Source organism: Rathayibacter sp. PhB127 (assembly GCF_003751665.1).
Taxonomy (GTDB): Bacteria; Actinomycetota; Actinomycetes; order Actinomycetales; family Microbacteriaceae; genus Rathayibacter; species Rathayibacter festucae.
This window is the reverse complement of record NZ_RKHW01000006.1, coordinates 57,541-81,103: the sequence shown is the minus strand read 5'-3', so window position 1 is coordinate 81,103 and position 23,563 is coordinate 57,541. Positions and strand designations below refer to the sequence as shown.

Sequence of the window (23,563 nt, the reverse complement as noted above, 5' to 3'; positions counted from 1 at the left end):
CGATGGCGGGAGGCGGGGGCCTTCGCGCGCTCCCGCGGCGGGGCCGGTGTCAGTCCGTCGTGAGCTCGTCCTTCTCCCGAGTGCTGATCTTTCCCGGAGCGGGCGTCCCGGGATGGGCGGGGCCGCCGGTGACCATCACCTCCACGTGTGCGCGCTGCGGAGGGTCGGAGTAGACGAAGGGGTAGGGCGCGCCACTCACGAGCGCTGCGACCTTCATGACACCGCCGATGCTGTAGGGGATCGAACCCGCGTAGGAGCCCGCGGGGATGAGGATGTAGCCGCCGCGGGGACCGACGCGGACGACCTGCGTCGACCCGAGGGTGAAGTCGTGATCCGTCCTGAAGTCCACCCTGCCCTCCTGGCGCAGCACGATCGGAGTTCCTGTGATCCCGTCTCCGTTCACGAACACCGAGATCTCGAAGCGCCGACGGGCACCCAGGTCGGTGGTCACGAGTCCGGCATCGATGACGCGCACCCCCAGGAAGGTCTCGGGGAGGACGGGGGAAGGGGAGACGGATGCCGCGGCACCGGGCGCCGCCGCGCAGGCGGCGATGACGGGCGTCGACCACGCGGCGGCGAGAGTGGACCGTCGGGCGACTCCCGGCCTCTGGGCGGAGTCGTGATCGTGCTGATCTCCGGTGTGCTCGTCGAACGGCATTCTGCGACCTCTCGTCGGTGAGTGGTGGTTCCGGAGCCGTCCTGCGGGGAGTCGGGGGATCGGCGCGGGACCGCTGAGAGTGTCCGGCAGCACCCCGCGGCGCAGCGAAGAAGTGACGCGAAGTGGGCGCACTGGCGGGTTCTGTCTCTCATCGGGATCGGGCGAGGCCGACGCGAGCGAAGCGAGGACGGTGACGGGGGTTTGTCGTGATCAGCGCCCCGCGTGGTCAGAGCGCCCCGAGGCGATCGAGCGCGTACGACCAGGCGATCCGCTCCTGCTCGAGTCGGATGTTGCCCGCGGTGCTGAGGAGACTCAGAGCGTCGTCCTCGGAGCGGGTGAGCAGAGGAAGGGCTCCCAGATCGGGTGCCGGGTCGGTCCCCCAGAGGTCGCGGTGGGCGAGGAGGGTCTCCGTGTCCATCAGCGCAGATGTCGCGGCGACACCGAGCGCCCGCAGGCGGTGCAGGATCGAGAAGCCCTGGGAGTCGAGATCACCCCAGTAGGTGACCTCGCGGGCCCAGGGCAGATGCGAGACCAGTCCCGCTCGGTCGCCTCCCCCGTGCAGGACGACCGCGCCCGGTACGTCCGGCATCGCCAGGACCGTGGCGAGGTTCTCGAAGACGAAGACCCTCGAGGGGTGGAAGGACAACCGGGCGAGATCGTCGATCGGCGCCGTCACGTCGGAGAGTCCGGACAGGGCGAGGGCGGAGTCCAGGATGCGCACCCGCAGGAGCGTCGACGGCTTCCTCAGTCCGAGATCGATGGCGCCGGTCGTGGAGCGGTGCAGTGCCGTCACGAGACCGAGGCGTCGCTCGATCCACTTCGAGTCGATGCCGCGAATGGGGAGTTCGCGGACGAACCGGTTCGAGACCGGATTGTCCCGCAGCCAGAGGAGGACGGCGACGAGCCGGTCGAAGTCGTCCTCGGTCAGTGCCGTGATGGTGCGCGCGTGGGTCTGCAGTGTCGCGACCGCGGCGTCTCCGCCACCGGTGAGGGATCGGAGCGCATCGATGCGGTGCCGCAGGCGCAGCCACTCGGGCTCCGCTCCCGCCGCACGCGCGATCGAGGTGGCCCCCCGGACGACGGCGCGCTCCGGTATCTCCTGTGATCCGACCCTCGACCAGCTCCGCACCGTCCAGGAGACCTCGATCTCGCCGGACTCCGCCGCGCGGCGCCAGGACTCCACCCAGGTCCGCGCGGCATCCAGATCGGTCAATGCATCGCGCTCGGTGGGCGCATGGAGCGGGAGATCGAGCATCGGCTCCTGGTCGCCGCGCGCAGCCCATGAGCGCGATTCGCGCTGGAAGATCCGCTGGGCGCGGTCGCGGAGGTCGGCCACGGTGACAGGTGCCGTCATCGATGCTGTTCCTCTCCAGGCGTTCCGCCGGCCTCCTGCGGAGAGAACACCACGTCGGCGATCCTCGAGGCGTTGCGGTCCGGGTTGGACACCGCGGTGATGGCGCCCACATAGGGCTCGAGTGTCTGGAGGAGCTTCTGCGGCGTGGCGAGGACCATGTGGAACCCGAACGAGCGGAAGACGTCCATCGCGTTCCGCGTGTAACGGCTGTCGGCCTTGTCGAACGCCTCGTCGAGAATGATCGTCCCGAACCGGGGTGACTCCGCCTCCTCCTCGGTGAGCTGATAGCGGAGCGCGGCCGCGAGGCAGAAGATGACGAGCTTCTGCCGCTGACCGCCCGACAGCCCCTCGGCGGAGTCGTACACCCGGAGGACGGTCCCCGCGGCGTCCTTCTCGCGGGCGAGGAAGCTGACGTGCAGGCGGGTGTCGAGAACGCGAGCGCGCCAGTCCTGATCGACCCGGTCCCGCGAGCCCAGCCGACCCATCACCGTGCGCAGGACGGCGAAGCGCTGCTCGGCGCCCGCCGCGGACTCGTCGGCCCAGTTGCCCTCGACGATGCGGCGCAGATTCGCGAGGAAGTCCTCGACCTCGGGGGAGCGCGTCGTCCTGATGTCGATCTCGAGGAATCGGTCCCGTCCTTCGAACGGAGACCGTCCGAGAGAGGCGTTGACCGGCAGGATGCGCTCCCGGACGAGTCCCGGCGCATCCCGCAGATCGCCGAGGAGGTGGGCCACGACGTCCCGCGACCGCTCTCGAAGCAGGCGCCGGAAGTCGCTCTCCTTCTCCGGGAGCCCCCGGCTGAGGATGCCCTCGAGGAGAGCCCGGTAGCCGTACCTGTCTGCGATCTCGGCGGTCAGATCGGCGCCCGCCGCGGGCCAGGCGGCGCGGAACGCGGCGGCACCCGCGGCGAAGGCGGCCGCGGCGTCGCCACTGCGTCGCGCGGCGATGTCCTTCTCCCGGGAGAGTGCCGATTGCACGGCGCGCGCGATCGCGTCCACGGTCTCGAGGGTCAGCGAGCGCCTCTCGGCCCGGAACCGAGCGCCGAGGGCTTCGGCTGAGGAGTCGTCCAGGCTCGAAGGGGGTGCGGATTCCAGAGCAGCGAGCTGCGACTCGATCCGCTCGAGCGCACCCTGAGCGATCGCCTCCTCGCGGAGCGCCTACTCGTTCCGGTGCGTGGCGTCCTCGAGCTGCGAGGCCGCCTGCTCCCGAGCCTCCTGCGCGTCGCGCAGCGATGACGACCGCGACGTCAGAGTTCTCAGCTCCGCGCGGTGCGCCGCACTGAGCTCCGCAGCCGCGGCGAGGTCGATGCGCTCCCACGAGACCGTCACGACCCTCTCGAGGACCGCTCGCTGACCGAGCGCTGATTCTCGTGCGGCGTCCGCCTTCCCGTCGGCTGCGGCGGCCGTCGCGCTGGCACGTTCGGCCTCCCGCTGCTGAGCGAGGAGCGCGTCCAGCCGCGCCTCCGTGTCACCGCCGAGAAGCCACCGGGTCGCATCGCCGACGGCGGAGCGGTCGTCCTTCTCGTATCGGCGCGAGGTGCGCTTGACGAGCCCGCCGATCGTCACTCCGCGGTCGACGTCATCGAGCTCGTCGGCGTCGGCCACGCAGGCGAAATCGAAGTCGGATGCGAGTCGCCGCCGGAGGAACAGGGTGAACGGGCCCTCACTCACCGTGACGCGATGGAGGAGTGAGCGGGGGTCGCGTGGTCGGCGAGGTGGCTCGCTCACCTCCGGGACGGCCTCCATCACCAGACGGACACCGAGATGTCGGGCGTCGGACGCCCGACGAGCTGCAGGGAGGAGGTCGTCGGGCACGAGGAGCGTCGTGGCGAGTGGTGCGAGCACCCGCTCGATCGCGCCGCGCCAGGCCGCGTGCTCGGGCAGGACGGCGACGAGCTCGCCGGCGAAGGGAACCGCAGCGTCCGGAACGCCGAGCGAGCGGGCGAGGAAACGGCGCGCGGCGAGGAGCCGAGGGTCGAGATTACTGCGATGCTCGCGCAGTGCGACGATCTGAGCCTCGACGGCTGCCAACCGCTTCCGGGTCTCGCTCGCCGCATCCCGGATGGAATGGGGCACAGGAGCCACGCGCTTCGTCAGCTCGGCGGCGGCCGTCGCGAGGAGGTCGGCGAACTGCGCCGCATCGGCAGGCAGCGGAACGCCGATCCGCTTCAGCTCACTCGACAGGCGATCTCGCTCCCGTGTCACCTCGCGCTCGGCCCGCTCGGCGGCGGTGATCCGCTCCTGCAGCAGCTCGACACGAGCGCCGCCCTCCTCCCGCACCCTCGCGACGGCAGTGTCGAGGGCACCCCGCGCGATCGCCTGCTGGCGCGAGGTCTCAGACAACCGCGACCGGGCTCTGGCGAGTGTCGCGCGCGCGGGGCCGAGCGCCTCGTGCGCCAGCCGCCGCTTGACCGAATCGGTGTACGGCTCGACAGCGTCGTGCAGCTGGGCGACCGAGGACGACTCGGCGGAGGCGAGATCGAACGCCGTGATCGAGGCGTCGAGCGACCGCAGGGCGTCGGCCTGGCGCCGGAGATCGACGACGTGCGCGTGCGCCTGATCGAGTTCGACGAACTGCTCCACCGCATTGTCGGCCCGCGCGAAGGTCGCTGGGGACTCGAGCATGAAACCGCGGAAGAGGGCGTCGAGCGTCCCGAGATTCTTCGCGGACTGCGTCTTGTGGAGCAGCTGCAGCGTGGTGTCGCTGCGGAAGCCGAAGTGCCGGACCACCCGCTCGTGGAACCTGCCGTGCTTGCCGCCGGTCGTGATGAGCGCGTCGGGCAGCGCGGCCGACATCCGCCGCGCATCGATTCCGCTCGCGACGTGCGGCGCAAGGGCGACGATGTCGAGGTCGCCGCGCGTGAAGATCCGGGCGTCCTTCAGCGCGGTCGTCTCGGTGCGGGTGCCCGGAGCATGGAAGACACGAGCGAGCACGACGGGGTCGTCGTGCAGGTTCTCGTAGCGCAGCAGGACCCCGCTCCACGTGGCGCGGGACCGGAGGAAGGTCGTGGTCGCCCGGTCGGAGCTCTCGTCGACCTCCTTCGTCCAGGCGCCCCGCACGTAGCTCATCAGGGAGCGATCGCTCTGCCTGGAGGCGCCGTCCTGTGCCGCGGCGTTCAGCCTGAGCCAGCGGTCGGGAGTCACGACCGCGGCGATCCCGTCGAGTACGGACGACTTGCCCGAGCCCGACGCGCCGGTGAGGAGGTGGCCGGAGCGCGCGATGCCGATTCTCACCCGGCCGGAGAAGGTGCCCCAGTTGAAGAGCTCGACCTCCGCCAGGCGCCACTGCCGGGTGGGCTCAAGCCCGGGCGTCACGTCGGAGGCGTCGTCGTCGAAGGTGAGCATCGTCATTCGTCGTCCTCGTCCTTCAGGTCTTCGTCGTCGCTCTCGTCGCGGAGGGCCTCGGGAGCGGCCGCACCCTGCCGAGAGATCCGTTCGTACTCGGCAGTGATGGCGCGGACCTGGTCGGCGTCGACGATGAGCCGCAGCACCGGAGAGATCTCAGCGCGGTCGTCCTTCAGCGGGTGCAGGACACGCAGTTTGTTCTGCATCTTGTGCCAGGACGCGTTCAGGCGGCTTGCGAAGTCCTTCTCGTCGCGATCCTTGGTGCGGTAGACGGTCAGCTGCTCGAGCACCTCGGTCCTGCCCACGATCACGCGTCCTCGCCCCTCCTCGCTCAGCAGGGTCTGCCGAAGCACGAGCAGCATCGCGCTGTCGAGGAAGGTCAGGGCTTCGGAGCGCACCGCGCTCGGTGCGTCGTCGGAGGGCGCGTTCCGCACGAACGCGAACTCGCGGTCGCGGTCGAGGACCAGCTCGAGGAAGAGATCGGCGAGTCGCGAGCGGATCACTCTCTCGTCGCTCAGGAGCACGGCCCAGAGCTGCGGCTCCCGTGCTCCCGAGAGGTAGGGGCCCCGGATGAGCCGGAGCTGCACGCGCCGGGTCCGGTCGGGTAGGGTCCCGCTATCACCCTGCCAGAGGCCTGCCCCGTCGAGGTCGTCCGTTCCTTCGGAGGAGGGCGCGGCCTGCTGCTCGCCGGTCACGAGACGGTTCCGATGAAGCGGTGCGCCGCGACGACGGCGGTCCGTGGGATCTCGTCGGTGCCGCGCCAGGAGAGCACCTCGAGCTCGTCGTCGACGGTTCCCTGCTCGGCTGCGAGGGCGAGCAGGCCGACGACGCTGCCGACGCCCTGCGTCGCGGGATGCATCTGCAGGACCTCGGCCACCGTGCAGGACCCTCGCGCGGCGAGCAGATCGTTCGTGTTGCGGATGAGCTCGTCGAAGTCGATCTCGGTCTCCCGGGCCAGAGCCCGGAGGTGCGCGAGGTCGGCGACCGCCGCGGGGTTCTCGTGGATCTCCGTGGTGGCGTCGAGCTCGGCCGGATCGTGCAGGTCGATCGAGCCGACGCTCGTCATCGAGACCGCGGAGAGGTCGAGAGTCAGACCGACGGACGACCACGGCCGAGTGTGCGGTGCGGCAGTGATGCCTGCGTGCTGCGCGGTCCGGAGGAGCGAGCGCATCACCCGATCCTGCTGGTAGTCCTGGGACTGCACGTAGCGGCGGAGCGCCCGCGCGAAGAGGGTGATCACGTCGTGGATCTCCGCGCTGCGACCCTTGAGCGTCGTCAGGAAGGAGCGCAGCGACCGGCGCTCCGCCGAACTGAGAGCGCTGGCGAACGAGCGGTCGAGGATCCGCCGGACATCCGCCTCGAACGCCGCGCCGAGCGCGGGATCGAGCACGAGCTGCGAGAACGCGGCGAAGCTGCGCCCCGCGTCCGAGTCGCTGATGTGGTCGATCCCGCGGAACACCTCGTCGACGACGGTCGCCTGGGAGGCGCCGGATTCGACGATCTTGGCTCGCAGTGACGCATTGAGTGCCTCGAACTCGCCGCGGACGCGGGCGAAGTCGTCGGGCACCTCGGCGGCCTGGGCGAGGAGGTCGCGCACCCTCTCGAGCGCGCGATCGGGGTCGAGCGTGGGGGCGTCTCCGGCCTGCAGGTCGCTGATGCGTCGTTCGATGCGATCGAGCTCCTCCTCGAGCAGCGCGACCCGGGTGTTCGTGTCGGGGTCGGTCTCGATCGCGAGGAGCCGGACCTGCGTCGCGAGACCGGTGAGCCGTGACTCCGTCACGCTCGAGCGCGGCGCGGCTCGCCCTTCCAGAAAGCGGATCGCGACGATGGCCTCGGGGGACAGCTCGAACGTCTCGCCGCGAGCCTCGGTCGACGGCCGACGCACGAGGTAGCCGGCCGAACGCCAGTCGGCGCAGTAGCCCTTCGCGCTCAGAGGGAGGTGCAGGCCCTGATCGCGCAGCCGCTCGAGGTCGCCGTCGAGGCGCTCGTACAGCTCCTCCGCGTCGACCCGTCGCTCGTCGGCGCCGAGGTGCGTGCCGAGGAGTCCCGCGATGACGGGGAGGTTGTCGGTCGAGAGAAGGCGCAGGGCGACGTCGTCATCGGCGAGCTTGCGGAGGTGATGAACCTGAGCGACGGCGGGCATGCCGTCATTCTCGTGCACTGCACCGACATCCCGTCGGTGAGCGGCGGAGCCTGCTCCGCCTGTCCGTTCCCTGCCGCTTCACTGGCGCGGAAGGCCGCTCCACGACGCCCACAGGAGCGCGTACGGCCCGCCGGTGGCGAGCAGCTCGGCGTGCGTGCCCTGCTCGGCGATGCGGCCACGCCCGCGGTCTACGGGGCGCGGGCGCGGGGCTGATCGGCGGGGTCCGCAGGGCGCGGCCTCGCCGTGGTCGGGGGTGCGGGGCTACCCTTCGACGCATGCACCGGATCTTCACGACGAGCGTCGCCTCCGTGTACCCGCACTACGTGGCGAAGGCCGAGCGGAAAGGGAGGACGAGGGCCGAGGTCGACGAGGTGATCGTGTGGCTGACCGGCTTCTCGGACGAGGAGCTGCGCCGCCACCTCGAGGCCGGGACGACCTTCGAGGACTTCTTCGCCGCGGCACCCATGAATCCGAGCGCGGTTCTGATCACGGGGGTCGTCTGCGGCGTGCGCGTCGAGAGCGTCGAGGATCCGCTGATGCAGCGGATCCGCTGGCTGGACAAGCTGGTCGACGAGCTGGCGAAGGGCAAGGCGATGACGAAGGTGCTGCGCGGCTGACGTCACCGCTGCTCGCGGCGCGGTCACCCTCCGGCGGCCCGGCTCCTGCCACTGCCTGCACTCTCGACCGTGCTTCCGTCGGCGCCCTCGCTCCGATCGGGGCCCGGCCGACCCGATGTCGGCGCGCCGGTGGGTGGCCCGCGACGACGGCGGACCGCCACCACGATGAGCGCGATCACGGCGACGACGGCGAGCCAGGGGAGGAGGAAGCCGAGGCCGATGAGGGCGCCGTTCGCGGCGACGACCAGACCGTTCCAGCCGGCGAGCAGGCCGTCGAGGAAGCCGGTGGGCTCTGCGGTGACGGGGGACGACTCCGGGAGGACCGTCACCGTGAGGGTCGCCAGCGATACCTGGCCCTCGAGGGCGGCGAGCTGCTGCTGGGAGGACTCGAGCGAGGCCTGGCGATCGGCGAGAGCGGACTCCGCGGCGAGGAGGTCGGCGAGGCTGCCGGCCTGGGCGATCAGCTCGGTCAGCCGGTCGACGGAGGCCTGGGCGGCGTCGACCCGCGCGCGGAGGTCGATCGCCTGGGTGGTCACGTCGCGCCGGTCGATCGACGAGCCGGTCACCGTGCCGAGGGCCGCCAGCGACTCTCGAGCGTCGGCGAGCCGGTCAGCGGGGACCCGGATCGAGACGCTCCCAGCGCCCTCGGGCAGGGGCGCGTACTGCGACGGGTCGAGAGCGGGGTCGGTTCCGGCCGCCGGCTCGGAGGTGCTGGAGCTGATGCTGGAGCTCTCGACGTAGCCGCCGAGCGCGGCGGCGGTCGCGCTGAGCGCGGCGATCGCGTCGGCGACGGAGCCGGCCTCGAGCGTCGCGTTCGCCGTGGAGACGACCTCCCTGCCGGTCCCCTCCGCGGACGCGTCGCCGGGTGCCTCCGCCGAGCCCTGTGCCGAGCCGTCGGTGAACTGCGGCGCGTACTCCGCGCCCGACTGCCCGGAGTCGGGACCGCCTGCCTCGCTCGAGGACCCTGCCGCGCTCGAAGCGGACCCCACTCCGACACCGCCTCCGATCAGGGGGCCGACGACGACGGCGACCACGAGGAGGCCCGCGGCGACACTCCCGATCGCGGCGACGCGTCGGCGACGGGCTCCTCTCTCGCGGCGCGCGGCGCTGATGGAGCGGAAGACCCGCGCCTCGAGTGCCGAGACGCGGTCCTCGTCGAGGGTGTCGAGCTCGGGCGCTGGGCGATCTGAGGCCTGGATCTCGGGAGGTTCAAGCTCGGAGGCCTGGAGCTCATCTCCCCGCGAGTCTGTGGGTTCGGTCATGACGTCTCGGCTCCTCGGAAGTCGTCGACCACCAGGCGGAGGCGTCGACGGACGCGGGACAGGCGGTTGCGGACGGTGGCGTGCGAGACGCCCAGGGTGACGGCGGCCTCCTCGTACCCGCGCCCCTCGGTGGCGCAGAGGCGGAAGATCGCGCGATCGAGCTCGGCGAGCCCGGCCGTCTCGCGGAGGATCGCCTCGGCGAGCGCGGCGGTGACGATCTGCTGCTCGAGGTCGTGCGGCGAGGGCGTCTCGTCGTCGGCCTCGACGGTCCGCTCCCGGTCGCGGAGGCGGGAGCGCAGGCGGTTGGCCGCCTGGAAGCGGCAGATCGTCGCGAGCCAGGGGAGGAGGGAATCGCTCACCAGCTCGAGTCCGCCGAGGCGACTCCAGGCGAGGACGAAGGTCTCCTGCGCGACGTCCTCCGCGTCCCGGGGGTCGCGGAGGATCCCGTGCGCGAGCCAGTAGACCGGGCGGACGTAGGCACGGTAGAGGGAACGGAAGGCGAGCTCGCTGCCGGCCGCCGCGCGGCGGACGAGCTCCGCGTCGGTCTCCTTCGGCGGCAGCTGCGACGGCGGCTCTCGCGGCGGCTCGGACGGCCCGGCCGACTTCTGCGCGGCCGTCGTTCCCCCGACAGACGTGCTCTCCTGAGTGGGCGTCATCCGCGGACCTCCTCTCCCTCTCACTCTGACAGTGTCGGGCGGGCGCGGATCGTCTCAGAATCCGATCCGGCCGCCGAGAAGAGCGCCCCCCGCCAGGACAGATCGGGGATCACGATCTGCTGCAGAGCCCAGGTGTTGCCGTCGGGATCGGCGAAGTACACGAACTCGCCCCAGGGCTGCGAGTCGACCTCGGACACCTCCGCGCCACGGGCCAGCAGCTCCTCCCGGGCCTTCGCCGCGTCCGCGACGACCATCTGCAGGCCCTTCTGCGAGCCGGGCACCATCTCGGTGATGCCGACGCCGAGGACGATGGAGCAGGCCGACCCGGGCGGCGTCAGCTGCACGAAGCGCAGCCCCTCGTGCACCGTGTGGTCGTGGTCGGCGACGAAGCCGATCCGCTCGACGTAGAACCGCTTGGCGCGATCGACGTCGGTCACCGGAACCGCGACGAGCTCGAGCTTCATGTCCATGGTGTCTCTCCTGCTCCGTGTCCTTCGAGTGCCCGGCCGGGCTCTCGGGGACGACGTTAGGGCGGCATCAGGTCGGATCACGTCCTGATGGAGAAGCAGGATGTCGGCATGGCTGCGACCACCTCCCGCGCACTCGCTCTGCTCGCCCTGCTGCAGACCCACCGGCAGTGGTCGGGGCCGGTCCTCGCGGCGCGCCTCGGCGTGACGGAGCGGACTCTGCGCCGCGACATCGAGCAGCTGCGCGAGCTGGGCTACGCCGTGGCGGCGACCCGCGGCGCACTCGGCGGCTACCGGCTCGAGCCGGGCAGCCGCGTTCCCCCGCTGCTCCTCAGTGACGACGAGGCCGTGGCCGTGGCGGTCGGACTCCGGCTCGCGGCCGACGAGGGGCTCGCCGACGGCGAGCGGACGACGCTGAGTGCCCTCGCGAAGTTCGAGCAGGTGCTGCCGAGTGCTCTGCGGGAGCGCGTCAGCGCGGTCGGCGGCGTGCTCCGGTCCGCCAGGCCGCGCGCCGCGTCGATCCCGCCGGAGATCCTCGGCCGGATGGCGCTGGCCTGCCGCGACCACGAACGGCTCCGCTTCCACTACGTCGCGGCGGACGGGGCCGAGAGCGACCGCGTCGTCGAGCCGCACGCGGTGGTGTCCACGCACCGCTCCTGGGTGCTGGTCGGCTGGGACCGGCAGCGCGAGGACTGGCGGACGTTCCGGCTCGACCGGGTGAGCCGGCTCCTCGAGACGCGCGTGCACTTCGAGCCGCGGCGGATCCCCGAGGACGACGCCGCGGCGTTCGTGCCGTCGTCCGGGCGGACGGCGCGGTACGAGCTGATGGTCGATCTGGCGATGCCGATCGACGAGGTGGTGCGGGTCTTCGGACGGTGGTCGGCGGGATCCGTCGCGCTCGACGCTCGGTGGACGCGCTGGCCGGTGGAGGCGGAGACGGTGGCCGGTCTGCTCGCGGCGCTGGTCTGGGTCCCGGTGGGCGTGGAGCATCGGGTGGACGGGGATCCGGACACGCTCGCGGCGGTGCGCGCGGCTCTCGAGCGGATGCACGCGGCTGCATCGAGGTGACGCCGTCCCTCCACAGGAGAGGAGTCGCGGCGGCTCTCCACGGATCCGCCGACCGGCTCCCACGGCGGAGGCGGCGACGACGACCGTTGCCGGCATGACTCCTACCGATCGCCTCGCCACCGCCCGCCACAGCCCCTCCCGGGAGCCGGAGCTCCTCCGCGTGAGCGGGCTGCCCGACCTGCTCGCCGCCGTCCCCTCGATGATCGGCCTCCATCCGGAGGACGCCCTCGTCGTCGTCCCGTTCCTCGGGAACCGGGCCGGAGGCGGTTTCCGCTTCCCGATCCCTCACCGACTGCGCCGAGCGGAGATCGACGAGCTGGCGGGCCGGTGCGAGCGCTTCACGGCGTCGATCTCGCGGACGACCGGGGTGCTGGCCATCGTCTACACGCGGCAGAGCTACGAGACCGCGCACGGCATCCCGCTGCTCGACCTGGGCCGCACGGTCCTCCGGCGGCTGGAGCGGACCGACCTCGGGATCGTCGGCGTGGCCTGCGTCGCCGCCGACGGCTGGGGGCGCTACACCTCGATCGAGGAGACGCGCGAGCCGCGCCCGCTCGCCGAGATCGAGGAGAGCCGGACCGGCGTCCTGGCACGCGCGGCGGCTCCCGAGCCGCTCGACGTGACGGCGCTCGCCGCACTGCCGACGGTCTCGGACTCCGATCTCGCGACGGTCGAGGCGATCGTGCGTCATCCGGCCTCGGGGCGCACGACGTGATCGGCCTGGTCGAGCGGTGGCTGCACGGTCCGCCGGCACCGCGGCAGGAGGCCACGCTGATCCGGGTGCTGCAGTCCCCGGCGCTGCGCGATCAGGCGACCCTGCAGATCGCCCTCGGCTGCGAGACGGCGTTCGAGGAGCGGCGGCGTCAGAAGCGGCTCGAGGAGGAGCAGGTGCGCACCGGCCGCTCGATGGACGAGCTCGTCGAGGGCGACGCCGACGCGGGACTCGAGGACGCGCACGACCTGCTCTCCGCGTCGCTGATGATGGGGACGGGGCCCGGCCCGGATCTCGAGCGGACCGAGCGAGCGACAGGTCGGCTCGCTCGTGCGGCAGCGCTCGCGCCCGTCGAGGCGCGGCCGCCGGTGCTGACCGTCCTCGCCTGGTGCTGGTGGGCGCTCGGCGTCTCCTCGATCGCCACCCGGCACCTCGAGGAGGCGCTCCGGATCGACCCGCACTACTCGCTGGCGAAGCTCCACCGGTCGGTGCTCGAGATCCGCGCCGTGCCCGACTGGGTGCTCGACTCCGCGACCCGGTCGCTGGACCGGGCGGCGGCACACGTGTGACCGGCGCGGAGAGCACGTGGTGACGCGGCTCCGAGCGCGGCCCTTGCCGCCTTGGACGAGCGCGAGTAACGTGCAACCACATGGTTGTACGAATCGAGGACGAGAGCGATGTCGACCGGCTGTTTCAGGCGCTCGCCGACAGGACGCGGCGCGACATCGTCGCTCGGGTGTTGGAAGCGGAGCAGTCCGTGACGGTGCTCGCGGCACGCTACGAGATGTCCTTCGCCGCGGTGCAGAAGCACGTCGCGGTGCTGGAGCGGGCGGAGCTCGTCCGCAAGCGCCGCAGCGGGAGGGAGCAGCTCGTGAGCGGAGAGGTCGCTTCGCTCAGGAGGGCGGCGCGACTGCTCGAGGCCTACGAGCTGCTCTGGCGCGATCGCGTCGACCGCATCGCCGACGTCCTCGCCGAGGACGAGGTGCGACCACCGGAGGAACGAAGGAAGGGACGTGCAGGATGACCGTCGTGGAGTCCGTCAAGGACATCGAGAACCTGACCATGACCATCACCGCCGAGTTCGAGGCGCCCGTCGAGCGGGTGTGGCGGATCTGGGCGGACCCGCGGCGGCTCGAGCGCTGGTGGGGACCGCCGACCTGGCCGGCGACCTTCGAGACGCACGAGGCGGTGGAGGGCTCGCGAAGCCGGTACTTCATGACGGGGCCGGACGGGGAGAAGGCTCGCGGCTACTGGGTGGTGACGAAGGTCGAGGAGCCGACGCGGTTCGAATTCGACGACGGCTTCGCCGATGAGGAGGGGAGCCCGGACGACTCGATGGGGGTCACCCACGCGGTCGTCACCCTCGCCGAGGTGGACGGTCGCACCCGGATGACCGTCCGCTCCTCCTTCGAGACCCTCGAGCAGCTCGAGCAGATGGTGCAGATGGGCATGGAGGAGGGGATGAACCAGGCGATGGGGCAGATCGACGCGCTGCTCGCGGAGTGAGCAGGGCCGACGGCCGGCGGCGGTGGGCGCGCCGTCCGGCGACCGGCCGTCTCAGCTCTGCGGCGCCGAGTCGGTGAGATCGGCGGCGTAGGCGGCGACCGATCGGCGGTAGCGCGGCAGGGTCGGGGCGAGCGCCTCGAGGGCGGTCCGCAGCGCCTCGTCGGTGCGACCGGCACTGTGAAGGGCGAGTGCGAGGAAGACCTCGCGCGCCGCACCGATCGACGGGTGCTGCGGGGCGGAGGAGAGGAGGACGATCGCCTCCTCGGTCCGGCCGAGGTTCCGCAGGGTCGAGGCGTACTGGATGCTCAGCCGGGCGAGCCGCTCGTCGTCGAGACCGGCGGCGACGGCGCGCTCGTACTCCGCGGCCGCCTCCGCCTCGTGGCCCGCACTGTCCAGGGCGCCGCCGAGCTCGAAGTGCGCGACGCCGTCGGTGCCCGGGTAGCGCGCGGCGAGCACTCGCATCCGCTCGACGACACCGTCCGGATCCTCGAGGCCGTCGAGCCGATCGACGGCGCGCTGCCAGAGGAGGAGCTCGTCGTCCGCGTCGTCCTCGAACGCCGCTCCGAGCTCCTCGAACAGCGTCAGCTGCAGGCCGTCGGGGGAGCGCAGGCGGGAGTTGAGCGAGCGCCACGGCGTCTCCCGCGGGGAGGCGACGAGCGCGGCGCCCGCGTCGGCGAGGGCCGCGGTCGCTGCGGCGGCGTCGTCGACCTCGAAGGCGACGCGGAGGGGGTCGCTCGTGTCGCCGTCCGTCTCGAGGCCGTCGATCATCCGGACCTGCGCGGGGTTCGCCAGCTCGAGGGTGGCGACGCCGGCCTCGAGGATCGCGACGCGGGCGTCGCCGTCACCCTCGAAGGCGGCGCGCTCGGACAGACCGAGGGTGTCCCGGTAGAAGCGGAGCGCCGCGTCGAGGTCGTCCACCTGGACGACGAGGCGGAGCTGGCGGACGGCGGGAGGAGTGGAGGCGGTCACGTGCCGACGCTACCGGGTCTCGATACGCCCGCTGCGCGGGCTACTCGATCAGCAGGGGTGCGCTCATGCGGTGGCGGTGTCGCCCGACGCGGTGGGGGAGTCCGGCGCGGCCAGGGTGTCGCTGCCGGAGTCCTCGACCTCGGCGGGTGCGGCGCGGCGTCCGGCCTCGATCACGGCGGTGGAGGCGGCGGCGCCGGCGACGAGGGCGAAGAGCGCCCAGCCGGCGCCCCACTTCCGCTTCCCCACGAGGCCGTCGAAGGAGAGCGCGCCGGGGCCGTCGGCCACGATCGCGGTCGCGGCGGCCGCGAGCAGGCCGTTGTACTCCCAGCCTCCGCCGCTGTTCCAGAGGCCGTTCGACCAGTGCACCTTGCGGACGGCCGTGACCATCGTCGCGATGAGCCCGGCCGCCGCGACCGGCGTCGCCAGGCCCAGGGCGAGCGCGGCGCCCCCCGCGGTCTCGGTGACGGCGGCGGCGACCGCGTTCCGGCGCGCCGGGTGCAGCTCCAGGCTCTTCATCATCTGCTCGGTGCCGTCGAGGCCAGGGCCGTCGAACGAGCCGCGGAGCTTCTGCAGTCCGTGTCCGACGAACAGACCGCCGACGGCGAGACGGAGAACGAGCGAGCCGACCTTCATGGTGACCTCCGGGAGGGGTGGGGTGGTGCGGGACGTGTAGAGCGAGCGTCGCGGCTCGGCCGGGCCGGGTCAAGGGGTCGCGCGAGGGGCGGAGATCGAGCAGGAGCGGCCTAGGCGGTCAACCGGTTCGCCTCCTATGATCGGAGCAGATCGACTCGAAGGAGAGCACGCATGACCGGACGCCTCACTGGCAAGACCGCACTCGTCACCGGAGCCGGCTCCGGCATCGGCCGGGCCGTGGCGGAGCGCTTCGCGCGGGAGGGCGCCCGGGTCGCCTTCACCGACCGCGACCTCGCCGCCGCGGAGAACGCCGCGGCCGCCTTCCCGGACTCCGTCGCCGTCCAGCTCGACGTCTCGGACGAGAGCAGCGTCGAGCAGGCCTTCGCCCGCCTCGCGGCGGACGGCTTCGCGGTCGACGTGGTCGTCGCGAACGCCGGCGTGCAGCTGTTCGGCCAGGACGCGAAGATCGCCGACCTCGAGCTCGAGGTCTGGCGCCGCACGATCGACATCAACCTCACCGGCACCTTCCTGACGGTCAAGCACGCCGTCCGTGCGATGCGAGGCCGCGGTGGCTCCATCGCCCTCACCGGCAGCCCGACCGGGCTCAACGGCGAAGGCCAGGACTTCACCGCCTACAGCAGCTCGAAGGCCGGCATGCACGGCCTCGCCCGCACCGTCGCCGCCGCGTACGCGGGCGAGGGGATCCGCGTGAACACGGTCGTCCCCGGCTACACCGAGACCCCGCTCGTGACCGCGATCTCGGGCGACGCCGAGGCCCGCGCCGCGATCACCTCGCGGATCCCGCTCGGCCGACCCGGCTCCGCGGCGGACGTCGAGGGCATCATGGTCTACCTCGCCAGCGACGAGTCGAGCTACGCCACCGGCGCGCTCTTCCGCGTCGACGGCGGCATGACCACCCTCTGATCGTGCCCGCGATCGAGATCTCGCCGGCCGCGCCGACGGTCCCGGCCGGGCTCCTGCAGACCGCCGAGCGCGACGAGCGGACGGTCCGCTGCGGCCCGTGGTCGCTCCGGTCCTCGGACGGCCGGCTCGACGACCTCCGGTTCGGCACGGTGCGGATCCTCCGCGGGGTCCGCTTCGTCGTCCGCGACGAGGACTGGGGGACCTTCGCGACCGTCCGCGCGGCCCTCGAGGTCGAGAACGGCACCCTCGTGGTCGAGGGCGAGAGCGCTCAGGGGGAAGCACGCGTCACCTGGACCCTCCGTGCCGACTTCTCCGGCGACTCGCTCACGATCGCACTCGAGGCACGCGCGAGCACGCCCTTCCTCCGCAACCGGATGGGGCTGATCGTGCTGCACGGCACGGAGAGCGCCGGAGCGGCCGTCGAGGCGCGCCACCCGGACGGCACCGCCGACCGCCTCGCCTTCCCCGAGCGGATCGCGCCCCATCAGCCCGCGCGGGACCTCGCCGGTCTCGCCTGGACCGCTGACGGCGTCCCGGTCGAGCTGACCCTGGAGGGCGACGTGTTCGAGACGGAGGATCAGCGCAACTGGACAGACGCATCGTTCAAGACCTACTCGACGCCGCTGAGCCTGCCGTTCCCGGTGCCGGTCGCCGCGGGGGAGATCGTCCGGCAGAGCCTGCGGATCGACTGCGGCGGCGCGCCGCCGACCGCCACGCGGGAATCGCCCGCGTCCCCCTCCGTCCTGCGGACCGGGAGCGCCGGGCACCCGCTCCCCGAGATCCGCACCTCAGCCGCGAGCGCGCCGACGGACCTCCAACCGGACGTGCGACCGGCGCTCGATCTGCTGGTCGAGTGTGACGTGCGCTGGGCGGGCTGGCGTCGCGCGTTGCGGCGCGCGCTCGAGGACGCCGACGGACGCCCTGTCGATCTGCGTATCGTCGCGTCAGGCCCGGAGGACGTCCGCGCGGTCCTCGACGAGCTCGGCGACGCGCCGCTCGCCCGCCTCGGCGTCTTCGCCGCCCGGGGCCACCGCAGCACTCCCGAGCTGTTCGAGGCGGCGCGGCGGGCGGCGGCCGAGCGCGGCGCGGAGGTCGTCGGCGGCGTCCGCTCGCACTTCACCGAGCTCAACCGCGGCGCTGACGCGCTCGCGCACGTGGACGCGGCGCTCGCCTTCAGCATCACCCCCTTCATGCACGACCGCTCGGGGCACCAGCTCGTCGAGTCCCTCGCCGTGCAGCGCACGGTGGTGCGTGACGCGATGGCGCTCGCGCAGGGCCGCCGCCTGCACATCGGTCCGGTCACGCTCGGTGCGCGGATGAACGCGGTGTCGACCTCGCCGTTCGACCCTGGCGACGTCGACGTCGACCGGTCCGGCTACGGTCCGCAGATCGTCCCGGGTGCGGACGACGCGCGCCAGCACGCGCCCGAGCTCGCGGCCTGGGTCGTCGGCAGCCTCGACGCGCTCGCGCAACCGGGTGTCGCGTCCCTCGCCTACTTCGAGCAGTGGGGACCGCGCGGTGTCGCGGCGGCGGCCGGCGTCACCGACGTCGGCGCGGTGCTCCAGTGGGCGGCGGCCCTCACCGGGACTCCACGTCTGGACGTGGATGCGCCGGGGCTCGTCGCGCTCGGAGCCGTCGCCGTGGACGGCCGGGTGGTGCTGCTCGGCAATCCCGGCGGCGTCGCGGTGGCGATCGATCCGACGGGGATCGAGCGCTGGGAGGCGGCCGGGGGAGCGGACGGCGAGCCGTTCGTGCTCGAACCGGGCGGAGCCGCGCGGGTGCTGCTGACGCCGTAGCCGCGTCCGCGAACCGATGTCTCGCGCCGCAGGAACCGCTCGACGCGGACGTCCCGCGGCGCGTCGACCGACGTGCGACGCCAGAGCCCGTCCCGACCACACGGTGATGAGGATCCGTCGGTATCGTCGTCGGCGGCGCGCGAGCGCGGGACCCCCGCCCGCGCCGCGCGCCCCTGAACGAGAGGGACCTCCGTGAAGCATCGACGCCGCGCCCACCTGACCACCGCACGCTCCGCACTGGCACTGTCCGCTCTGGCGCTGTCCGGCGTGCTGGCGCTCTCCGGCTGCTCCGCCCCTGCCGAGGACGCGAAGACCGCCGAGCCGACCTCTCCGCTGATCGACTACCTCGGTGCGCTCTCCGGCGGGGACCTCTCGCCCGAGGAGCAGGAGGAGAAGTACCGCGAGCAGGACCGCAAGCGCGAGGAGCTCGTCGCGACGTGCATGCAGGAGTCGGGCTTCGACTACACCCCGAGCGTGCAGTCGGCGTCGTTCTCGTCGTCCGACGCCGACGCCTACAAGCCGGACGATCGCGAATGGGTCGCGCAGTACGGCTACGGCGTCGTCGACTCTCCCGGTCGCTACGACTCGGCCGAGCCGGAGGACGAGTACGTCGACGTTAACTCCGAGTACTACGACAGCCTCTCGGAGTCCGAGAAGGCGGCCTACTCCGAGGCGCTGCACGGCCCGGCGGAGCCGGAGGACGCCGCTGCCTCCGAGGACGGGTCGTACGAGTACGACTGGACGACGGCGGGCTGCTTCGGCGCCGCCCAGCACGAGCTCGAGGGGGAGGATCCGGCGTCGGCGGAGAAGCACAAGCCGGTGATGGACGCGCTGAACGAGTTCTACACCGATCTGCAGTCGGTCCCCGAGCTGGCGGATCTGGATGCGGCGTGGTCCTCCTGCCTGAGCGACGCGGGCTACCCCGGCTTCGCCGCCCCCTACGACGCCGTGAACTCGATCAGCGACAAGCTGACGGCGGTCTACGACGCGGCCGGCGACCAGGTGGTCGAGCCCACCGACCCGAAGCTCGTCGCGGTGAAGGACGAGGAGATCGAGCTCGCCCTCGCCGATCTGGACTGCCGGGAGAAGACCGACTACTCAGCGGTGCACAAGAAGGTCCAGGACGCGCTGGAGCAGCAGTTCATCGACGACCACCGCGCCGAGCTCGACGCGCTGAAGGCCGACGCCGAGCAGGGCGAGTAGATGCGCGTTCCCCGCCGCTCGGGCTCCGGCGACCCGACGCCGTCCGACTCGGAGCCGACCGGTCGACCGGCCTCCGATCCGACGCCGACCGATCCGCTCGACCTCCTCGCGGTCACCGGGCCCGCCGACGGTCCCGACGACGGCTCCGAGACTCCGCGGCGTCGCAGCCGCTTCGCCGCACTCGCCGCCGTCGTCTCGCGCAACCGCGTCCTCTGGATCGTGGCCGCCGCCGCGCTGCTGAGCCTCGTCGCGGGCCTGCTCGTCGGGAGGTTCGTGGTCTCGCCCGCCGAGGCCGCCGCGAACGCGGAACCGCCCGCCCCCGGCCTGATCACCGCGCCGGTCGCGTCCGGCGAGCTGAGCAACGACGTGACCCTCCGCGGCGAGGTGCGCTACGCGGACGCCGTCGAGGTGACCATCGACACGACCGGGATCCAGGGCGCGGCGGTGGTGACCGGTCAGGTCCCGGCGGCCGGTGCCGAGCTGTCGCCGCTGTCGATCGCCCTGGAGATCGCGGGTCGCCCCGTCATCGTCCTCCCCGGCGATCTGCCGGCCTACCGGACCCTGCGGTTCGGGGTGTCCGGACCCGACGTGGTGCAGTTCAAGACGGCGCTGCGCGGCCTCGGGATCGACGCCGGAGACCCGGCCGACGACGTCTTCGACGAGACCGCCGCGAACGCGGTCACCGAGCTCTACGCCCAGGCCGGCTACGCGCCGCCCGCGACGCAGGAGGACGGCGAGGACGTCGTCCGCGCCGCCCAGGAGACGCTGCGCTCGGCCGAGCAGGGGCTCGTCGCCGCGCAGAAGGAGCTCGACGCCGCTCGGGCGGGCTCCTCGCCCGTCGAGGTCCGCGAGGCCGACAACGCGGTCGCGAGTGCGCGACGTGAGCTGGAGGCCGCCCGCGCGGCCGAACCGCCGGACGGCCTCCGCATCGCGGACCTCGACGACGCGCTCGGCCTCGCCGAGCTCCGGCGGGCCCAGCTGGGTGCGAGCACCGACACCGGCGCCCAGCGCGGCGCCGTCGAGTCGGCGCAGTCCCAGGTGACGCAGGCGCAGGAGGATCTGACCCGGGCCCGCCAGTCCGTCCTGCCGGCGCTCCCCGCGGGCGAGGTGCTGTTCCTCACCTCGCTCCCGCGGCGGGTGGACGCCGTCACCGCCAAGCGCGGCGGCGTCCTGTCCGGGGCGGCGATGACGGTCTCCGGCGCGAAGGTCGAGCTCTCCGGCTCCGCCGCCGAGGCCGACGCGCGGCTGCTCTCGGTCGGGCAGAAGGCCTCGTTCGAGCTCCCTGACCGGTCGTCGCACGGCGCCACGGTGTCGGGCGTCGATCCCGCCAAGGACGGCAAGGGGCGCTGGACGGTGACGCTCACCCCCGATCCGCTCTCGCCCGAGCAGATCGAGCAGCTGCGCGACACCAACGTCAAGGTCACGGTCGCGGTCGGAGCGACCGAGGGCGCCGTGCTCTCGGTCCCGGTCGCCGCGCTGTCCGCCGGCTCCGGCGGCGAGAGCCGGGTCGAGGTCGTCGACGGTGATCCGCGCGATCCGGACGCTGCCACCCGGCTCGTCGTCGTGACCACCGGTCTCGCCGCGAAGGGCGCGGTCGAGGTGTCGCCGGTGGACGGGACGCTCGACGAGGGCGACCTGGTCGTGGTCGGCCGGTGACCGCTCCGCTGGTCGAGCTGCGGGACGTGACCCGCTCGTTCCCCGGTCCGCCCGAGGTGCAGGCGCTCAAGGGTGTGAGCCTCCGGATCGACGAGGGGGACTACGTCTCGATCGTCGGTCCCAGCGGCTCCGGCAAGTCGACGATGCTCAACATCCTCGGGCTGCTCGACCGGCCGAGCGTCGGCGAGTACCGGCTCGACGGCGCGCTCACCGGGGCGCTCGACGAGGACACGCGCGCGGCCGTGCGGGCGCAGCGCATCGGCTTCGTGTTCCAGTCCTTCCACCTGCTGCCGCGGCGCACGGTGCTCGAGAACGTGATGCTGCCGATGCTCTACAGCGGGACGCCGCGCGCCGACCGCGAGGCGCGCGCCCGCGACGCCCTGCTCCGGGTCGGCCTCGGGCACAGGCTCGGCTTCCTGCCGACGACGCTCTCGGGAGGCGAGCGCCAGCGCGTCGCCGTGGCGCGCGCCGTGGTCGCCCGGCCGAGCCTCCTCCTGGCCGACGAGCCCACCGGCAATCTGGACGGCTCGACCACCGCGGACGTCATGCGGCTCTTCGAGGAGCTGACGGACACCGGACTCACCCTGGTCGTCATCACCCACGACCTCGCCGTCGCCCAGCGGGCGCGCCGGTGCCTCCGCATCGCCGACGGACGGATGCAGGAGGTGACCGCATGAGCCCGGCGCTCGCGGCGCTGCGCCGCCGGCTCGGGCGCCGGCGACCGCGCTCGGCCGCCGCGTCCCCGCTGCTGCGGCCCGTCCGTCGCGCGGACCGCTTCACCGCCGCCGACCTGCTCGCCGAGGCCACCTCCGACATCGGCACGCGGCCGGCCCGGCTGGTGATGACCCTGCTCGGCACGGTGCTCGGCATCGGCGCCCTCGTCGCCACGATCGGCTTCGCGCAGACGACGGCCGACCAGCTCGCCCGCCGGTTCGACGCGTTCGCCGCCACCCAGGTCGTCGTGCAGCCGGCCGAGGCGAAGGACTCCTCCGGCGACAGCGTCGCCACTGGGCGCCTGCCCTGGGACGCCGTCGACCGCGCGCTCCGGCTCGCCGGTGTCGAGCAGGCGGCTCTCGTCGGCGAGGTGTCCCTCCGCGAGGGCGCGAGCGTCACTGCCGTCCCGGTCAACGACCCCTCAGCGCCCGCCGCCGCCCCGCCGCGAGTGTTCGCCGCCTCCGCCGACCTCCTCGGCACCCTCGAGGGCGAGGTGACCGCCGGGCGGATGTTCGACTCCGGGCACGACGCGCGCGCCGACCGCGTCGTCGTCCTCGGCAGCCGCGCGGCGGAGCGGCTCGGTGTCGAGCGCGTCGACTCCCGGCCGTCGATCCTGATCGACGGGGTCGCCTACTCGGTTCTCGGGATCTTCGCCGACGTCCACGCCCGCGCCGAGCTGCTCGACGCGGTCGTCCTCCCCACCGGCACCGCGCGGGCCGACTTCGCGCTCGCGACGCCGGGAGACCTCCAGGCGCGCATCGACATCGGCGCCGGCCCGCAGGTCGCGGCGCAGGCGCCGCTGACCCTCGCCCCGGATGCACCCGACTCCGTCTCGGTCTCTGCGCCCGGCGGTCCGTCCGAGCTGGCCGGCGACGTCCGCGCCGACGTCGACCTCGTGTTCCTGATCCTCTCGGTGGTGGTGCTGCTCGCGGGCGGCGTGGGCATCGCCAACGTCACCACGCTGTCGGTGATGGAGCGCGTCGGCGAGATCGGCCTGCGCCGTGCCCTCGGCGCCACACGGCGCCGGATCGCGCAGCAGTTCGTCGTCGAGTCGGCCGTGATCGGCCTCCTCGGCGGTCTGCTCGGTGCGGCGACCGGCGTCCTCGCGGTGCTCGCGGTCTCGCTCGCGCAGCAGTGGACCCCGGTGCTCGACCCCGGGGTGGCGTTCGGCGGCGCGCTCCTCGGCGCGCTGATCGGACTGCTCGCGGGCAGCGTGCCGGCGCGGCGCGCCTCCCGCATCGAGCCGATCGCGGCCCTCCGCGGGACGTGAGCGCCGCCGCCGGCGCGCGGGTCGCGATCGGGGCGCCGGCCCCGTTCCGCTGCCCGGGTGCCGCCGGAAGCGGCCCGACGCTCAGGCGTCGAGCGTCCAGCCCGGGCGCACCCAGTGGCAGGTGTAGCCGCCGGGGTGCTTCCGGAGGTAGTCCTGGTGCTCCTCCTCCGCGTCCCAGAACTCGCCGGCCGGCTGGACCTCGGTGACGACCGGGCCCGGCCAGCGGCCGGAGGCGTCGATCTCGGCGATCGTCTCGCGGGCGACGCGCTCCTGCTCGGGCGAGAGGGCGACGATCACGGAGCGGTAGCCCGTGCCGATGTCGTTGCCCTGCCGGTTCCGGGTGGTCGGATCGTGCGCCTGGAAGAAGAACTCGAGCAGGTCGCGGTACGAGGTCTTCTCAGGGTCGAACTCGATCTCCACCGCCTCGGCGTGGTCGCCGTGGTGGCGGTAGGTGGCGTTCGGGGTGGTGCCACCGGCGTAGCCGGCGCGGGTCTCGAAGACGCCCGGCAGGTCCCGGATCAGCTCCTGCAGGCCCCAGAAGCAGCCGCCGGCGAGGATCGCGCGCTCCTCGGCCATCAGACGGCGACCGTCTCGGACAGCGGCGAGTGACC

General features: G+C 72.9%; 24 protein-coding genes. 12 read left to right on the top strand and 12 right to left on the bottom strand.

What is annotated here, in order from left to right:
- Positions 1-49: 49 nt before the first annotated feature.
- The 6 genes from EDF22_RS20125 to EDF22_RS20100 form a co-directional block, all read right to left on the bottom strand.
- A complete protein-coding gene (locus EDF22_RS20125; protein WP_123706595.1) occupies positions 50-658 on the bottom strand; it encodes a hypothetical protein in 609 nt (202 codons plus the stop codon).
- A gap of 226 nt (positions 659-884) precedes the next feature.
- The gene (locus EDF22_RS20120; protein WP_123706594.1) at positions 885-2,012 is read right to left on the bottom strand and encodes a Wadjet anti-phage system protein JetD domain-containing protein; all 1,128 of its coding nucleotides are present in this window, start codon (positions 2,010-2,012) and stop codon (positions 885-887) included.
- Positions 2,009-3,010, bottom strand: coding sequence for an SbcC/MukB-like Walker B domain-containing protein (locus EDF22_RS20115; RefSeq protein WP_123706593.1), 1,002 nt, complete (start codon positions 3,008-3,010; stop codon positions 2,009-2,011). The genes EDF22_RS20120 and EDF22_RS20115 overlap by 4 nt, the downstream gene beginning before the upstream one ends.
- 159 nt (positions 3,011-3,169) lie before the next feature.
- Positions 3,170-5,362, bottom strand: coding sequence for an ATP-binding protein (locus EDF22_RS20110; protein ID WP_123706592.1), 2,193 nt, complete (start codon positions 5,360-5,362; stop codon positions 3,170-3,172).
- Positions 5,359-5,943, bottom strand: a complete 585-nt coding sequence (locus EDF22_RS20105) for a DUF4194 domain-containing protein (RefSeq protein ID WP_260303584.1) — start codon at positions 5,941-5,943, stop codon at positions 5,359-5,361. Before EDF22_RS20105 ends, EDF22_RS20110 begins: the two co-directional genes overlap by 4 nt.
- 104 nt (positions 5,944-6,047) lie before the next feature.
- Positions 6,048-7,499, bottom strand: a complete 1,452-nt coding sequence (locus EDF22_RS20100; RefSeq protein WP_123706590.1) for a DUF3375 domain-containing protein — start codon at positions 7,497-7,499, stop codon at positions 6,048-6,050.
- 275 nt (positions 7,500-7,774) lie between these two features.
- Here EDF22_RS20100 and EDF22_RS20095 point away from each other — a divergent pair, with 275 nt between their 5' ends.
- Positions 7,775-8,116 (top strand): DUF2200 domain-containing protein, encoded by a 342-nt coding sequence (locus tag EDF22_RS20095; protein ID WP_123706589.1) that lies wholly within the window; start codon positions 7,775-7,777, stop codon positions 8,114-8,116.
- A 23-nt stretch (positions 8,117-8,139) separates the two neighbouring features.
- On the opposite strand, the gene EDF22_RS20090 is transcribed toward EDF22_RS20095, so the two are convergent.
- Genes EDF22_RS20090 through EDF22_RS20080 form a run of 3 tightly spaced genes read right to left on the bottom strand, consistent with a single transcriptional unit; the run spans position 8,140 to position 10,504 of the window.
- A complete protein-coding gene (locus EDF22_RS20090) occupies positions 8,140-9,378 on the bottom strand; it encodes a DUF4349 domain-containing protein (RefSeq protein ID WP_123706588.1) in 1,239 nt (412 codons plus the stop codon).
- A complete protein-coding gene (locus EDF22_RS20085) occupies positions 9,375-10,034 on the bottom strand; it encodes an RNA polymerase sigma factor (protein ID WP_123706587.1) in 660 nt (219 codons plus the stop codon). Before EDF22_RS20085 ends, EDF22_RS20090 begins: the two co-directional genes overlap by 4 nt.
- A 20-nt stretch (positions 10,035-10,054) precedes the next feature.
- Positions 10,055-10,504 (bottom strand): VOC family protein, encoded by a 450-nt coding sequence (locus EDF22_RS20080; protein WP_123706586.1) that lies wholly within the window; start codon positions 10,502-10,504, stop codon positions 10,055-10,057.
- Between the two features lie 108 nt (positions 10,505-10,612).
- On the opposite strand from EDF22_RS20080, the gene EDF22_RS20075 reads away from it, so the two are divergent.
- From EDF22_RS20075 to EDF22_RS20060, 5 genes are all read left to right on the top strand, one after another.
- A complete protein-coding gene (locus tag EDF22_RS20075; RefSeq protein WP_185039182.1) occupies positions 10,613-11,569 on the top strand; it encodes a YafY family protein in 957 nt (318 codons plus the stop codon).
- Positions 11,570-11,663: 94 nt separating this feature from the next.
- Positions 11,664-12,284 (top strand): DUF4192 family protein, encoded by a 621-nt coding sequence (locus tag EDF22_RS21165; protein ID WP_221180982.1) that lies wholly within the window; start codon positions 11,664-11,666, stop codon positions 12,282-12,284.
- Entirely contained in the window at positions 12,281-12,850 is a 570-nt protein-coding gene (locus EDF22_RS21160) for a hypothetical protein (RefSeq protein WP_221180981.1), read from the top strand. The genes EDF22_RS21165 and EDF22_RS21160 overlap by 4 nt, the downstream gene beginning before the upstream one ends.
- An 80-nt stretch (positions 12,851-12,930) precedes the next feature.
- Positions 12,931-13,305 carry a helix-turn-helix domain-containing protein gene (locus tag EDF22_RS20065; protein WP_123446055.1) on the top strand — a complete coding sequence of 125 codons (375 nt, stop codon included), beginning with the start codon at positions 12,931-12,933 and terminating at the stop codon, positions 13,303-13,305.
- Positions 13,302-13,787, top strand: a complete 486-nt coding sequence (locus tag EDF22_RS20060; RefSeq protein ID WP_123706583.1) for an SRPBCC domain-containing protein — start codon at positions 13,302-13,304, stop codon at positions 13,785-13,787. Before EDF22_RS20065 ends, EDF22_RS20060 begins: the two co-directional genes overlap by 4 nt.
- Before the next feature lie 51 nt (positions 13,788-13,838).
- Here the strand turns inward: EDF22_RS20060 and EDF22_RS20055 are convergent, their stop codons facing one another.
- Positions 13,839-14,756 (bottom strand): tetratricopeptide repeat protein, encoded by a 918-nt coding sequence (locus EDF22_RS20055; RefSeq protein ID WP_123706582.1) that lies wholly within the window; start codon positions 14,754-14,756, stop codon positions 13,839-13,841.
- A 63-nt stretch (positions 14,757-14,819) separates the two neighbouring features.
- Positions 14,820-15,389, bottom strand: a complete 570-nt coding sequence (locus EDF22_RS20050) for a DoxX family protein (protein ID WP_123706581.1) — start codon at positions 15,387-15,389, stop codon at positions 14,820-14,822.
- Between the two features lie 171 nt (positions 15,390-15,560).
- On the opposite strand from EDF22_RS20050, the gene EDF22_RS20045 reads away from it, so the two are divergent.
- From EDF22_RS20045 to EDF22_RS20020, 6 genes are all read left to right on the top strand, one after another.
- Positions 15,561-16,313 (top strand): SDR family NAD(P)-dependent oxidoreductase, encoded by a 753-nt coding sequence (locus EDF22_RS20045; RefSeq protein WP_123706580.1) that lies wholly within the window; start codon positions 15,561-15,563, stop codon positions 16,311-16,313.
- 2 nt (positions 16,314-16,315) lie between these two features.
- On the top strand, positions 16,316-18,109 hold the full coding sequence (locus EDF22_RS20040) for a hypothetical protein (RefSeq protein WP_123706579.1): 1,794 nt from the start codon (positions 16,316-16,318) through the stop codon (positions 18,107-18,109).
- A 192-nt stretch (positions 18,110-18,301) separates the two neighbouring features.
- On the top strand, positions 18,302-19,312 hold the full coding sequence (locus EDF22_RS20035) for a hypothetical protein (protein WP_123706578.1): 1,011 nt from the start codon (positions 18,302-18,304) through the stop codon (positions 19,310-19,312).
- The gene (locus EDF22_RS20030; protein WP_260303583.1) at positions 19,313-20,968 is read left to right on the top strand and encodes a hypothetical protein; all 1,656 of its coding nucleotides are present in this window, start codon (positions 19,313-19,315) and stop codon (positions 20,966-20,968) included.
- Complete coding sequence (locus EDF22_RS20025) at positions 20,965-21,645, top strand: ABC transporter ATP-binding protein (RefSeq protein ID WP_123706577.1); 681 nt, start codon at positions 20,965-20,967, stop codon at positions 21,643-21,645. The genes EDF22_RS20030 and EDF22_RS20025 overlap by 4 nt, the downstream gene beginning before the upstream one ends.
- Positions 21,642-22,952 (top strand): ABC transporter permease, encoded by a 1,311-nt coding sequence (locus tag EDF22_RS20020; protein WP_123706576.1) that lies wholly within the window; start codon positions 21,642-21,644, stop codon positions 22,950-22,952. The genes EDF22_RS20025 and EDF22_RS20020 overlap by 4 nt, the downstream gene beginning before the upstream one ends.
- Positions 22,953-23,033: 81 nt before the next feature.
- On the opposite strand, the gene msrA is transcribed toward EDF22_RS20020, so the two are convergent.
- Positions 23,034-23,528 (bottom strand): peptide-methionine (S)-S-oxide reductase MsrA, encoded by a 495-nt coding sequence (msrA, locus tag EDF22_RS20015; RefSeq protein WP_123706575.1) that lies wholly within the window; start codon positions 23,526-23,528, stop codon positions 23,034-23,036.
- Between the last annotated feature and the right edge of the window lie 35 nt (positions 23,529-23,563).